Below are 14,619 nucleotides of genomic sequence, written 5' to 3' on the forward strand. Positions count from 1 at the left end.
ATGCAATTTTGAGACGGGTGCAGTTCGCGTGATAGCGACAGAGTTGGCGCAAAAATGGTAGTGCGCGCCGGATTCCCGGAAATCTTCGCCGTTACTAATTTGCTCATGCCCCCACAATCGCCGACAGTGCCACTACACATTGTCGATGATGTCAGCCGGCAGCGTCGCCGCGATCAGTATTCGCGTTCGTAGAAGATGCCGCCCTTGGCTTCGCCGCCATCGGTGGCCTGGCCACGCAGCTTGACGCCACGGCCGATGTTGAGATCGATCGTGGCCTTGCCCGAACCGGGCTGGTCGCCCTTCTCGATGGAGAGATAGGTGCGGTCGTTCAGGTACTTGCCGACGGCGACCGACGTTCCGCCCTGCTCGTTGGTGCGGATGTCGAGGTCGTCGACCCCGAGCGTGGCACGCAGGCTGGACAGCAGCGAGGTCGTGCCGCCGATGCCGGCCATCTGCGCTGCCGCGTCGGCGAGCTGGGCGATCTGCAGCGGCGACAGGTTCGACATCGACCGGCCGAAGATCAGCCGCGCCAGCACCTCGTCCTCCGGCAGGGCCGGCACCGAGGAGAAGGCGAATTTCGGATTGTTGGCCTCGCCGGTGATGCGGATGGTGACGGTGGCGTCGCCGGCCGTCGTCTCGGCGGCGAAGTTGATCGTCGGCACCAGCGAGCCGGAGAAGCCGACCGAGCCTTCGGTGAAATTGAGCCGTTTGCCAAGGATCGAAAGCCGGCCGCGCCGCAGCGTGAACTGGCCGACGGCCTGCGGCGACGCCGACGAACCGGTCAGCCGCAGCGAGCCGCCGAGCTCGGCGTCGAGGCCACGGCCCTGGACGAATATCTGGTTCGGCGCATTGACGGTGACGTCGAGCGTCAGCGCACCGCTGCCGCCGCTGGCCTTGGCCGGCGGACGCATCGCCTCCTGCTGGGCGACGACGGCCTTTGGCGCGTTCTTGTGCTTGACGTCGACGGCAGTCAGCGCGCCGGGGAATTTCTCGGGGATGCTGATGACGGTGCGGGCAAGATTGATGGTGCCTGACAGCACCGGCGCCGAGACCAAGGGCCCCTTGATGGCGATGTCGCCACCGAGATTGGCGGTGACCACGCGGCCGTCGGTGTAGCGCCCGTCGGTCAGCTTGATGGCGATGTCGGCGGGGAAACCCTGCGCGGCTTCGGTGCCGACCGTGCCGCTGGCAGTCAGCGTGCCGCCGGTCGACAGATTGCCGGTGAGGCGGTTGATGCGCGCGACGCCGGCGCCGATGCCGATGTCGAGATTGATGTCGTTGATGGCAATGCCCGACTGCGCCACCAGCAGCCGCGCGCCCGACGAACGGACGCTGCCGCCGATGACCGGCGACGTGGCCGGGCCGCGCACCTGGACATTGACATCGGCGGCACCGGTCAGTTGCATGCCCTGAGCGGCGAGCGTGCGGGTCAGGAAAGCGAACGGAACGGGGCCCGCAAAATTGAGGTCGAGCGCCACCGGCGCGTTGGTGACGACGGTGCCGCCGCCCTTCAGCGCCAGGCCCGAGCCGTCGCCGATGGTCGACTGGAAGGTCAGCTTGCCGCCCGCAAACGTACCGGTGGAGCCGATGTTCATGGCCCCGAAGCCGGCACCCGTGGTCTGAGACGTCGCCGCACCCGCGACCTTGAGGTCGTAGCCGACGGTCGGGTTGGCGGCAGCGCCCGACACCTTGACGGTGCCGGAGATCGAACCTGCGGCGCCGAGGCCGGGCGAGAAGGAGTTGGCGAGCGAAGCCGGCACGCTGGCGAGCGACGCATTGAGATTGAGCGCAGAGCCGGCGGTGCCTGAAATGGTCGCCGTGCCGCCGCCCAGGTTCAGCGCCAGCCGGTCGAGCGTCGTCGTGCCACCGGCAATCGCAACCGTGGTCGGACGCGCGATGGCCGCCTTGATGCCGCGCATCGTCGCTTCGCCCGAGGCCAGTTCGATCGTGGTCGTACCGCCGCCAACCTTGAGGCGGCCGGCAGCCTTGGCCGGAATGTCGGCGACGGTCGCGCCGCCGGAGAAGCCGGTCCATTCGCCATCGCGCTTGAGATTGACGTCGATGCCGGAAATGACGGTCTTGCCCGAGGTCACCGACTTGGCCTTGACCGTGCCGGAGATCGCCGGCGCCTTGAGATAGTTCAGCACGTCAGCGTTGACGGCGACGGCATTGGCGGCGAGGTCGCCGCGCTTGAGCTGCGCCGTGTTGAGCTCGACCTTGACCTGCGGGACATCGCCGCTGCGGGTGAAGTCGATGCGGCCGCGGATGTCGCCCTCGGCCGTTTCCAGCGCAAGGGCTGCCAGCGGGCCGATGTCGGGCATGTCGATGTTCATGGTGCCGATCGGCACGAAACCCGTGTCGAGCACGAGATCGCCCGCCAGCTTGTTCTGGCCGAGCGACAGCGACAGGCCCTTGATCTGGCTGCTGCCGTCGGCGGTGGCGAGCACGGCGCTGCCCGACAGCTTCTGGCCTGCGACGTCGCCCGACAGGGCAACATTGGCCGCCGGATTGGCCGGGTCGACCTTGCCGGTGGCCTTGAGGTTCAGCCCGGTGATTTCACGCGTTGCCGCCTCGATGCGGTCGCTGGTAACCGTCAATGACACGTCGGGCGCGGTGCGCGCGCCCTTGGCCGTCAGCGCGAAGTCGATGGCACCCTTGGCTTCCTTGGACAACAGCGAGACGTCGGCGAAAGAGCCCTTGAGATCGGCGTCGATCTCGCTGCCCTGCATGCGGGCCGTTCCCTGCGCCTTCAGCGCGCCCGAGGTCAGCTTGATGGCGTTGGCGGCAAAGGCGCCCTCGGCATCGCGGCTGGCCGTGGCCGAGAACTGGGTCCGTTCGGCAAGCGCGATGCGGACGCCCGCCGGCAGCGCGCTCGACACCACGTCGGCCTTGAGCCCGAGCTGGAGTGCAAGGTCGGCCAGGTTGAGCTTGGCGTTCATCTCGCCGTTGAGCGCGTCGCTGCGGATAATGCCCGTGTCGACGGCGATTTCGGTCTGGCTGACCGAACCGGCCATGTCGACCGACACCCGCCCGGCAACCAGCGGCGCAAGCGTGGCGACATCAGTCTTGAGCTCGGCCACGCCGAGCTTGATCTGGACGGGTCCGCTGCGGTTGGCGATGTCGAAGGCGTCGGAATGGGCGGACGCTGCGATGTCGCGCAGTTCGGTGTTGCCGGCGATGACCGAAAGCAGCGAAGCGCTGAAATCGACCGCGGGCGCCTTGCCGTCGCCCAGGGCGCGCAGGCTGGCAGCGTTGATGGCGACGGTGACGGGCTGGGCGTCGCTGCCGACGCTGAGCACGATCGGCCCTTCATTCGCCTTGACGTCGAGCGCGAGGTCGGCGGCACCCTGTGGGTCGAGCGCGCCAGCGGCCGTGGCCGTCAGGGCCGTGCTGGCGACCGTGGCCCGCTCAATGTCAATGCCGCCGGTCGTGGTGCGCGTTCCCGCGATATCGAAAGTGGTGTTGCCCGCCAGCAGCGGCTTGAGCATCGCCGGCAGGAAGTCCTCGAACGCGCCGTCGCCCTTGGCGGTGACGACATTGCCCCGGTCGGTCAGTTGGTGCGTGCCGGAGATGCGCGTGACGACATTGCCGCCGACGGCGAAGGTGCCGTTGCCGCTCCAGTCGGCCAGTGGTCCCTCGCCCGCCACCAACAGTTCGACCGCCGGTTGGTCGGGCAGCTTCAGGATGTTGGCGAGGATGCCGCCGGCAGGCTCGGCGGCGCGGACGTTGAGCGTCAGCCGGTTCTCGTCAGGCGCGAAGGCGATGTCGGCATCGACCGAGCCCTGCTTGCCGTCGCTGCGCGCGACGTTGAGCCTGGTCTCGATGCCGAGCGGCGAACCGCCCGCCTTGAGCATGCCCTTGGCCGCGAGTTCGGCGATGCCTGTGCCGGCGAGCGCCTCGCCAAGCGCGATCTCGGGCAGGTCGATGTCCCTGATGTCTATTGCGACCGGCAGTGAGAGGCCGCCGCTGCTCGGCTGCGCCGGTTGAGTGCCGGGTTTCGGCGCCCGGGCCACCTCGATGCGCTCGGCAGCGATGCGGTCGGCGCGGAAAGTGAAGGACAACAGCGCCAGCGGCGACCAGTCGACCGACACGCCGCGCAGGGCAAGCCAGGCACCTTCCCTGTCTTCGATCACCACGTTGTCGAGCCGGAGATTGCCCGACCAGATGCCGTTCAGCCCGCTCAGCCTGATCTTCTGCTCGTCGCTGGAGGCCACCGACGATATCAGCCCGGCGAGGTTTTCACGGCCTTTGGCGGTCAGCGTGAAGACGGCCGCGGCGCCGATGACGAGGGCCAGGACGACCAGAATCGCCAGGGACAGGAGGCGCAGGATTTTCTTCAGCATAACCATCGTGGTCAGAATGCCTGGCCGACGCCGGCATAGATACCGTAGCTCGGGTCGCCGGGACCAGGATTGAGCGGCACGGCCACGTCGACGCGCAGCGGGCCGAAAGGCGTGAGATAGCGAAGGCCGATGCCGGCGCCGACCTTCACGCTCGCGAAATCGGGGAACTGGCTGGTCGAAACCGTTCCCGCATCGATGAACGGCACGATGCCGATCTTGTCGTTGTAGGCGTAGCGCATCTCGATCGAGGTCTCGGCATAGGACAGGCCGCCGGTGGGCTTGCCGTCGGTGTGCGGGCCGATACCCTGGTAGGCATAGCCGCGCACCGAACCGCCGCCGCCTGCATAGAAGCGCCGGTCGGCAGGCACGTCCTCGAGGCTGGCGCCGAGGATCGAGCCCATGGCGACGCGGCCGGCGAGCACAAAGCGGTTGTCGGCGCCGAGCCCGTAATATGCCGAGCCCTCGCCCTTGAGCTTGACGAACATGTTGCCGTTGAGCGCGTCGTAGGTCGGCTCGGCATAGGCGAGCGCGCGGAAGCCGCGCGTCGGGTTCAGCTTGTCGTCGCGGTTGTCATAGACATATTGCAGCGGCAGGCTGACCAGCAGGTAGCGCTTGCCGTCGGGATTGAGCACGTCCTCGATGTCGGAATAGTCGACCGCCAGCGAGCCCGAGACCGTCTGCTCCTTGGTCAGTTCGTAGGACAGGCCGACATTTCCCCCGATCGAGAAGCGGTCATAGGCATCGGGGTGCTCGGACACCGCCTTGAGGTTGGCGAAGAACTTCGAGGCTGGCCCGATGACGCCCGGCTTCTCGAACATGATGCCGGCATTGTAGTTGAGATTTCCGATCTCGGTGGTGTCGCCGATGCGGCTGATCGAGCCGCCGATGCGCAGCTTTTCGGCCCGGCCGAACAGGTTGCGATGGCCCCAATAGCCTTCGATGCCCGCGCCTTCGGTGTTGGAGAAAGTGGCGCCGGCGCCGAAATAGCGCATCTTGCGTTCGCTGACGCGGACGTCGATGGGGATTTCGCCGGCCGGGTTGAGCGCCAGCGCCTCGTTGATCGACACGGAGCTGAAGACCTCGAGCGCCAGCAACCGGTTGCGCGCGTCGTCGATCTCCTTGGGCGAATACTGCCGGCCGCGTTCCAGGCCGGTCATGTAGACGGTGAAGTCGCGGTCGACGGTCTCGGTGCCTTCGACAGTGGTCTCGCCATAGCCGGCGATCGGGCCCGCGGCGACATCGAGGGTGACGTCGAGCGTGGTGGTGGCGTGGTCGGCGACGATGGTCCGCCCCGTGACCTTGGCCAGCGGGCGGCCCTCTTCCTTGAGACGGCGGACGATGCCGGCCTCGGCCTTGAGGATCGCGTCGGACGCGGCGTCGCCGCCTGCGATCAGGCCGTAGTCGGCGCCCATGATGCCGGCCGCATCGCCCTTGAGCACGATGTCGCCGAGGGTGAACTTGGAGCCGGGCTGGATCGAGACGGTGACCGGAACAGGCTGCGGCCCGTCGAACACGGCATCGGGTTGCAGGTCGTCGAGCTTCTTGCCGGCAATGGAGATGTCGACGACGCCGTCGTAGCGCGCCTTGGAGAACAGGGCTGCGATCAGCCGCTCGCGGTCGTTGCGCGCCTTGGCCAGCAGGCCGAGCGAGCCCGATACCGGCCGTTCTTCATCGCCCTTGAGAGTGGATGCGTTTTCGAGCGCCTTGGTGAGGTCGTCGTCGTCGCCTGCGACCTCGAAGGTCACGGCATAGTCGAGCGGGTCGACGACATCGGCATCATCTTCCTCGGCCGAGCCCCAGAGCCTGATTCCGAAGATTTCGAAGGCTGCGGCCTTGTGCGTTTCGGCGGCAAGTATCGCGGTAGACAACAGCGCTGCCATGCCCGCGCGCCAAAGCACGCGAGCGCTGGTTGGACTGTCGATTCCACGCATACGCCGCACAAACATCAAGCCAACGTAACCTCCAATCCTAAAATTGGAATGAAGTTTCTGTGTTTTCGTAAAGCAGCCACAATCGATATGTCAGAATTGGTTGGGCGAATGAATGACAGCCGGGATAGGGATTCGGGTGTGTTCATCGGGGCGATCCGCATGGCCGGGCAATATCCATGCACAGCGTCCATGACAAGCAATTTAGCGCGCCGGGCCACGCCCGGCGGCTGCCGTATTGACTGTGCGGCGGCAAGCCTGAACATGTCGCGTGAAGCGACGACGAGGGTGTTGGAAGGATATGACGATGCGTGCGGCGCGTGCTTTTCCGGTATTCGTTCTTCTCTTTATGGCCTGGACATTCGGAGCGCTGGCGGCCGAGCCGCGGCGCATCGTGACCAACGAAAACAGCGATTACTTCGGCTTCGACCTGCGCTCGGAGCAGAACCTGACGCTCGACCAGTGCAAGACCTCGTGCCTCGGTGATTCGCAATGCCGCGCCTTCACCTACAACACCAAGGCGAAGTGGTGCTTCCTGAAATCCGACTTCGCCACCGTCAAGCCGTTCACCGGCGCCGTCGGCGGCAAGGTCGTTCCGGTAAACGGTGATCCCGACATCGGCGCGCCTGCCGAGCTGTCCTTCTTCCCGGCCTCGATGGCCGACGAGGCCCGCCAGTACCGAACCGCCCTGACCGACGGTTCGGTGGCTGCCGGCGAGGAAGGGCTGGCGGCACTCACCGCCGCCGGCGACAATGCGCTGCTGACCGGCGATCCGCGCACGGCGATGCAGAAGTTCCGCGCGGCCGTCGCCATCCTCCCGGACGACGCCGCCATCTGGACCCGCCTCGCCCGCGCCGTGACCGGCGTCCAGCCGAGCAATGGCGAGGAGACCGGCGTGCTGCAGCGCGACGGCACCGCGAGTGCCTACAACGCCTACCTGCTGTCGCGCACCGCCGCCAGCCGCGCCGAAAGCCTGGCGCTGCTCGCCCGCGGACTCGACAAGCGCGACATGTTCCGCCCGTCCCTGCAGGCCTACGAGGCGAGCCTGGCGCTCGACAACTCCGCTTCCATCCGCGCCGAATATGAAGACCTGAAGGCGCGAAAGGGCTTCCGCGTCGTCGAGCACTCGATCGACGCCGACACCACCTCGCCGCGCGTCTGCGCCCAGTTCTCCGAGGCGCTGGTCAAGACCGGCGTCGACTACGCGCCCTTCGTCACCGTCGACGATGCCGGGCCCAAGAGCGTCGAGGCCAAGGACAAGCAGATCTGCGTCGAGGGCCTCGAACACGGCAAGCATTACCGCGTCAGCTTCCGTTCCGGCCTGCCGGCGGCGATCGGCGAGGTGCTGGAAGCACCGGTCGTGCTGTCCGTCTACGTCCAGGACCGGGGCCAGTCGGCCCGCTTCACCGGCGACAGCTTCGTGCTGCCCGCCTCGGCCCGCCGCGGCATCCCGGTCGTCTCGGTCAACATGGACGCGGCCCAGATGAAGCTCTACCGCGTCGGCGACCGCTCGCTGGCGCAGCTCCTCTCCGGCTACCAGTTCCTGCGCCAGCTCGACGGCTACGACCTGTCCTCCATCGCCGACCAGATGGGCGAGCCGGTCTGGGAAGGCCAACTGGCGATCGCCAACGAGCTCAACAAAGAAGTGACGACCTCCTTCCCGGTCGACGAGGCGCTGCCCGAGCGCAAGCCCGGCGTCTATGTGCTGACCGCCCAGCCGGTCGACGACAAGAGCGACACCTGGGCGACCAAGGCGACGCAGTGGTTCGTCGTCTCCGACATCGGGTTGTCGACCTATACCGGCCAGGACGGGCTCAACGTGTTTGCCCGTTCGCTCGGCACCGCCAGGCCGATCGCCGACGCCGAACTCACGCTGCTGGCCCGCAACAACGAGATCCTGGGCACGGGCAAGACCGACGCCGAGGGCCGCGCCACCTTCAACCCGGGCCTGACCCGCGGCAATGGCGGCATGGCGCCGGCGGTGCTGATGGCCAGGCAGGGCGACGCCGACTTCGTCTTCCTCGACATGACCCGTGCCGGTTTCGACCTGTCCGACCGCGGCGTCACTGGCCGCGCCGCACCCGGCGCGCTCGACGTCTTTGCCTGGACCGAACGCGGCATCTACCGCGTCGGCGAGACCGTGCATGCGGCAGCCCTTGCCCGCGACGATGCCGCCAACGGTGTCGACAACCTGCCGCTGACCTTCATCTTCACCCGGCCCGACGGTGTCGAGGACCGGCGCGTCGTCAGCCAGGGCGGCAAGGCAGGCGGCCATGCCGTAGACCTGCCCTTGTCGACGGCCGCCATGCGCGGCACCTGGACGCTCGCCATCCACACCGATCCCAAGCAGCCGGCGGTGTCGAGCCAGATGTTCCTGGTCGAGGACTTCGTGCCCGACCGCATCGAGTTCATGCTGACGGCCGACCGCAGCGAGATCGCCGCCGGCGAAGCCGCCGAAGCCACCGTCGACGGCCGCTTCCTGTATGGCGCACCCGCCGCGGGCCTGGCGCTGGAAGGCGAGCTGACGCTGTCGACGAAACGCCAGTGGGCCAGCTTCAAGGGCTTCTATTTCGGCCTCGCCGACGAGCAGGAAGGCGAAGCGACCCGCATTCCGCTGACCGACCTGCCTGCAGTCGGCGACGACGGCAAGGCGACGTTCCCTGTTAGGGCCGACCAGTTGCCGTCGACCACGAGGCTGGTCAACGCCGCGCTGACGGTGCGCATGCGCGAGACCGGTGGCCGCGCCGTCGAGGAAAAGCTCGACATCGGCATCCGCCCGCAGGCGACGATGATCGGCATCCGCCCCGACTTCTCCGGCGAGGAGGTGCCGCAGGGCGGCACGGCCAAGTTCAGCCTGATCGCCGCCGAACCCGATGGCAGGCGCGCAGAGCTCAAGGGCGCGCAGTGGTCGCTGGTCAAGGTCGAGCGGAACTACCAGTGGTACCGCTCGGGCAATTCGTGGAACTACGAGCCGGTGACCTTCACCAAGTCGGTCGCCACCGGCCAGGTCGACCTGACCGCCAATGGCGAGGCGAGCGTTGCGATGCCCGTCGACTGGGGCCGCTATCGCCTCGAAGTCGAGACAGCGGACCCCGCCGGACCGGCGACGAGCTATGAGTTCGATGCCGGCTGGTACGTCTCGGCGACCTCGACCGAGACGCCCGACGGCCTAGAAGTGGCGCTCGACAAGGAAACCTACGCGGCGGGCGAAGTGGCCAAGCTGAAGGTCTCGCCGCGCTTCGCCGGCGAGCTCCTGGTCACCATCGGCGCCGAGAAGCTGGTCAAGACCATCACCGCGTCGGTTCCGGCCGACGGTGCCACCGTCGACATTCCCGTCGGCGAGGACTGGGGTGCCGGCGCTTACGTCACCGCCACGCTCTATCGCCCCGGCGAAGCGCAGGAATCGCGCATGCCGGCCCGCGCCATCGGCCTGAAATGGCTGTCGGTCGATCCCGCCGACAAGAAGCTTGCCGTCGCGCTGACGCTTCCGGAAAAGACCGAGCCGCGCAAGACGCTGTCGATCCCGGTTGCCGTGACGGGGGCCGCAGCGGGTGAAAAGGCCTATGTCACGGTTGCCGCCGTCGATGTCGGCATCCTCAACCTCACCAACTACAAGGCGCCGGACCCCGAGACCTGGTATTTCGGCCAGCGCATGCTCGGCCTCGAACTGCGCGACCTCTACGGACGCCTGATCGACGGCTCGCTGGGCGCCATGGGCAAGCTGCGCACCGGCGGCGACGGCGCCGCCCTGACCTCGCAGGGCAGCCCGCCCAAGGAAAAGCTGGTCGCCTTCTTCTCCGGCATCGTCGAACTCGATGCCGAGGGCAAGGCAACCGTCGACTTCGACATCCCGCAGTTCAACGGCACCGTGCGCGTGATGAGCGTCGCCTGGACCAAGACTGCCGTCGGCCATGCCACCGGCGACGTGATCGTGCGCGATCCGATCGTGCTGACGGCCGGCATGCCGCGTTTCATGGCACCGGGCGACTTCGCCGAGATGACGCTCGACATCACCAACACCGATGCCCCGGCCGGCGACTACACGCTGTCGGTCGACACGACGGGCGACCTGTCCACCGACGCCACCGCCCTGCCCCCGAAGCTGACGCTGGAGCCCGGCAAACGGCAGACGGTCAGGATTCCGCTGATGCCGGTGACGTCCGGCACCGCCGGGATGACGGTGCGGCTTGCCAATGCCGAGGGGCTGACGGTCGAACAGGAGCTGTCCTTCCCCGTGCGGCCCGGCCAGCTGCCGGTGACGACCCGCATGGTGGTCGACCTCAAGCCCAACGCCGCGCTGCGCATCGACAGGGAGCTTCTGGCAGCCAGCCTGCTCGAAGGCGCCCATGTCAGCGTCGGCGTCTCGCAGTCCTCGGCCTTCGACGTGCCGTCGCTGTTGATGACGCTCGACCGCTATCCCTACGGCTGCGCCGAGCAGACCACCAGCCGTGCGCTGCCCCTGCTCTATGTCAGCGAGCTCGCCACCGAGGCCGGCATGGCCCAAGACCCCGAGCTGCGGGAGCGCATCCAGGGCGCGATCTACCGCGTCCTGAACTACCAGTCGTCGTCGGGCAGCTTCGGCCTGTGGTCGCCCGGTTCCGGCGACCTCTGGCTCGACGCCTATGTCACCGACTTCCTGACCAGGGCACGCGAAAAGAGCTTCGACGTCCCCCAGGGCGCGATGATGCAGGCGCTCAACAACCTGCAGAACTCGATCGGCTATGACGTCGACGTCGAGGACCGCGGCTCCGAGATCGCCTATGCGCTCTATGTGCTGGCCCGCAACAAGAAGGCGTCGGTCGGCGACCTGCGCTACTTCGCCGACACCAAGCTGGAGGCCTTCACCAGCCCGATGGCGGTGGCCCAGCTCGGCGCCAGCCTGGCACTCTACGGCGACGGCCAACGCTCGGAACAGACCTTCGCGGCTGCCCTGCAGCTGGCCAGGGCGACGCCCGACCACAATTGGTACCGGTCGGACTATGGCTCGCGCCTGCGCGACGGCGCCGCCATGCTGGCGCTCGCCGCCGAAAGCAAGCCCGTGCCCTCGGTGGTGCCGGCACTGGTCAAGATGGTGGCGGCCGACCGTGCCGCGGCCAAATGGACCAGCACCCAGGATGACGCCTGGATGCTGCTTGCGGCGCGCGCGCTGAAGGCAGGCAACGACTCCATCTCGCTCGACGTCAACGGTGCCGCCCACAGCGGCGCCTATTCCGAACGCGTCGACGGCGCCGACCTGCTGGTCAATCCGATCACCATCGCCAACAAGGGCAGGGACCCGCTGCAGGCCGTGGTGACGACGGTCGCAGCACCTGCCCAACCCCTGCCCGCCGGCGGCGACGGCTTTACGATCGAGCGCACCTACTACCGGCTGGACGGCAGCGAAGCCAACGTGACCGAGGTCAGGCAGAACGAGCGTTTCGTCGTCGTGCTCAAGATCAACGAGCTCAACGACTGGCCCTCGCGCGTGGTGGTGGCCGACATGCTGCCGGCCGGCTTCGAGATCGACAATCCGGGGCTGGTCAACAGCGCCAACCTGTCGAACTTCTCGTGGCTGGAGCAGACCCAGGCCGCCCATCTCGAATTCCGCAACGACCGCTTCGTCGCCGCCATGGAAAGCGGCGAAGGGGCCGACCAGGAATTCACGCTGGCCTATGTCGTGCGCGCGGTCACGCCGGGCACCTATGCCCACCCGGCCGCCAATGTCGAGGACATGTACCGTCCGCAATATTCGGCGCGCACGGCCACCGGCATGATGGAGGTGAAGGCGGAGTGATCCGCCTTCATTCGAAGAACGTGACGCACGAGATACCCCCACCCCTAACCCCTCCCCACGAGGGGGAGGGGAACGATTTCATCACCGTTGCCGTCAACTTCGTCGACGCTTGGCGCGGAGCGACGGTGCCACAAGGTCCCCCTCCCCCTTGTGGGGAGGGGCTAGGGGTGGGGGTATCGTTTGGAGCTGCCCGCTCAGCGCGGCCCCTCATCCGCCTGCCGGCACCTTCTCCCCGTCATGACGGGGAGAAGGTAGACGGCCGCTACGTCGACGCCCCCCTCTCCCCGTTCTTCACGGGGAGAGGGTAAGGGTGAGGGGCGGCGCCATGCTCTCCGCAAAGATCATCCGCAGGATCGCGGTCTGGACAGCAGGTGCTGCCACCCTCGCCGCCCTCACCTCGGGCAGCCTCGTCGCTCTCGACCGCGCCTTCCCGCCGCCTCTGCCCGAAAAGCTCGCCGTCTCCGCCGAAGTGCTCGATCGCGACGGCCAGCTGTTGCGCGCCTATGCGACGCCGTCGGGCCATTGGCGCCTCGGCGTCGGCCTCGACCAGGTCGACCCGCAACTGGTGAAGATGCTGGTCGCCTACGAGGACAAGCGCTTCTGGGACCATGAGGGCATCGACCTCCTGGCGCTTGGCCGCGCCGCCCAGCAATTCGTCAGCAACGGCCGCATCGTCTCCGGCGGCTCGACGCTGTCGATGCAGCTGGCGCGGCTGATCGAGCCGCGCGAAAGCCGCAGTTTCGGCTCCAAGCTCAAGCAACTGGCCCGCGCGGTCCAGATAGAGCGCCGGCTGTCGAAGCAAGAAATCCTCGAGCGTTACCTGACGCTCGCACCCTATGGCGGCAATCTCGAAGGCGTGCGCGCCGCCGCCCTCGCCTATTTCGGCAAGGAGCCGAAGCGGCTGACCGTCTCCGAGGCGGCCCTTCTGGTCGCCCTGCCGCAACTTCCCGAGCGGCGCCGGCCCGACCGCAACCCTGGCAACGCCCAGGCCGCGCGCGACCGGGTGCTCGGCCGCATGGTGACAGCGGGCCTTCTAGGACAAAACGAGGCCGCACGCGCCGCGCTCGATGACGTGGCCGCCATGCGGCTGGCCCTGCCCGCCTTGGCGCCGCACGCCGCGGATGCCGCCTTGCGCAACCAGCCTGGCGGCGGCCAGCACCATCTGACCCTGCGCAAAAGCGTCCAGGAGGGGCTCGAGGCCGTGGCCCGCGAGGCCGCCACCCGGCTCGGGCCGCGCATTTCGGTGGCCATGGTGATGGCCGACGCCATGACGGGCGAAATCCTTGGCGAGGTCGGCTCGGCCAGCTTCCTCGACGCCTCGCGCTCGGGCTGGATCGACATGACCCGCACCGTGCGCTCGCCCGGCTCGACGCTGAAGCCGTTCATCTACGGCCTCGCCTTCGAACAGGGACTGGTGGCGCAAGAGACGTTGATCGAGGACCGGCCCGCCGACTTCGCCGGCTACCGGCCGAAGAATTTCGACATGAGTTACCAGGGCGACGTGTCGGTGCGCCAGGCGCTGCAGCTGTCGCTCAACGTGCCGACGATCCGCCTGCTCGACGCGGTCGGGCCGCAGCGGCTGACCGCGCGCTTTCGCCAGGCCGGCGTGACGCCGCAATTGCCGCCCAACGAGGTGCCGGGCCTGGCCATTGGCCTCGGCGGCGTCGGCGTGACGCTGCGCGACCTCGTCCAGCTCTACACCGGGCTTGCCAATGGCGGCCGCGCCAAGGTTCTCCGCGACGGATCGGAGACGGCAACGCCCGCCCCGCTCGCCAACGGAACGGTTCTCGAGGAACAGGCCGCCTGGCAGATCGGCGACATCCTGTCCGGCGTCAGGCCGCCGGAGGGCGCCGCCAGGCGCACCATCGCCTACAAGACCGGCACCTCCTACGGCTACCGCGACGCCTGGTCGATCGGCTATGACGGCCGCTACGTGCTGGGCGTGTGGGCCGGGCGGCCGGACGCCGGTGCCGTGCCCGGCCTGTCGGGATACGTCTCGGCGGCACCCATCCTGTTCGAGGGATTTGCCCGCTCCGGCCTGCCGTCGATGCCCCTGCCGCGCCCGCCGGCGGGAACGCTGCGCACCGCCCGCGCCGACCTGCCGGTGACGCTCGGGCGTTTCTCAACCTCGAGCGAATTGCCGGCGGTCGCGGCCGCGATCACCGAACCGGCGCCGCAGATCGTCTTCCCGCCCGACGGCGCCCGCGTCGAGCTGGGTGCTGCGACGGAAGCCGCGGCACCGCTGGTGCTCAAGCTGCAGGGCGGCCGCGCGCCGTTCCGCTGGCTCGCCAACGGCAAGCCGCTGGCGGCGCTGGCGCGCCGCCGCGAAGCCACCTGGCAGCCCGACGGTGCGGGGTATGCAACGCTGACCGTCATCGACGCGGCGGGGCGAGCGGCCAGTGTCAGAGTGTTCGTGGAGTAGCGCCCTTCCCGCTCCGCATGCCGATGCAGCTTCCCCTTGCCGCCCCCGCCAACTCCCCTAGAGCCCTTCATGTTTTAACGGAAGCGTATCCGGCGTTTTCGAAGTAGTTCCTGCATTCGGCTGCCTCGATGGTTTCGACGAGGTGGCCGATGT

4 protein-coding genes are annotated in these 14,619 nt (G+C 67.9%); 2 read left to right on the plus strand and 2 right to left on the minus strand.

Features of this window, described 5'->3' with window-relative positions:
* Positions 1-173: 173 nt before the first annotated feature.
* Positions 174-4,343: a translocation/assembly module TamB domain-containing protein gene (locus GGR00_RS03975; RefSeq protein WP_343065511.1), complete on the minus strand. Its 4,170-nt coding sequence runs from the start codon at positions 4,341-4,343 to the stop codon at positions 174-176.
* Between the two features lie 11 nt (positions 4,344-4,354).
* Complete coding sequence (locus GGR00_RS03980; protein ID WP_055969910.1) at positions 4,355-6,289, minus strand: autotransporter assembly complex protein TamA; 1,935 nt, start codon at positions 6,287-6,289, stop codon at positions 4,355-4,357.
* Between the two features lie 283 nt (positions 6,290-6,572).
* Here GGR00_RS03980 and GGR00_RS03985 point away from each other — a divergent pair, with 283 nt between their 5' ends.
* Together GGR00_RS03985 and pbpC are read left to right on the plus strand one after the other, a co-directional pair.
* On the plus strand, positions 6,573-12,044 hold the full coding sequence (locus GGR00_RS03985) for an alpha-2-macroglobulin family protein (RefSeq protein WP_055969913.1): 5,472 nt from the start codon (positions 6,573-6,575) through the stop codon (positions 12,042-12,044).
* Positions 12,045-12,369: 325 nt separating this feature from the next.
* Complete coding sequence (gene pbpC, locus GGR00_RS03990; protein WP_156381063.1) at positions 12,370-14,466, plus strand: penicillin-binding protein 1C; 2,097 nt, start codon at positions 12,370-12,372, stop codon at positions 14,464-14,466.
* The last annotated feature ends 153 nt before the right edge of the window (positions 14,467-14,619 follow it).

Origin of the sequence: Aminobacter aganoensis, assembly GCF_014206975.1 — a bacterium.
GTDB classification, from domain to species: domain Bacteria; phylum Pseudomonadota; class Alphaproteobacteria; order Rhizobiales; family Rhizobiaceae; genus Aminobacter; species Aminobacter aganoensis.

Bases quoted from the DNA above. Each gene is read 5' to 3' on its own strand.
- GGR00_RS03975 (WP_343065511.1), bottom strand. From the start codon at position 4,343: ATGCTGAAGAAAATCCTGCGCCTCCTGTCCCTGGCGATTCTGGTCGTC.
- GGR00_RS03980 (WP_055969910.1), bottom strand. From the start codon at position 6,289: ATGTTTGTGCGGCGTATGCGTGGAATCGACAGTCCAACCAGCGCTCGC.
- GGR00_RS03985 (WP_055969913.1), top strand. From the start codon at position 6,573: ATGACGATGCGTGCGGCGCGTGCTTTTCCGGTATTCGTTCTTCTCTTT.
- pbpC (WP_156381063.1), top strand. From the start codon at position 12,370: ATGCTCTCCGCAAAGATCATCCGCAGGATCGCGGTCTGGACAGCAGGT.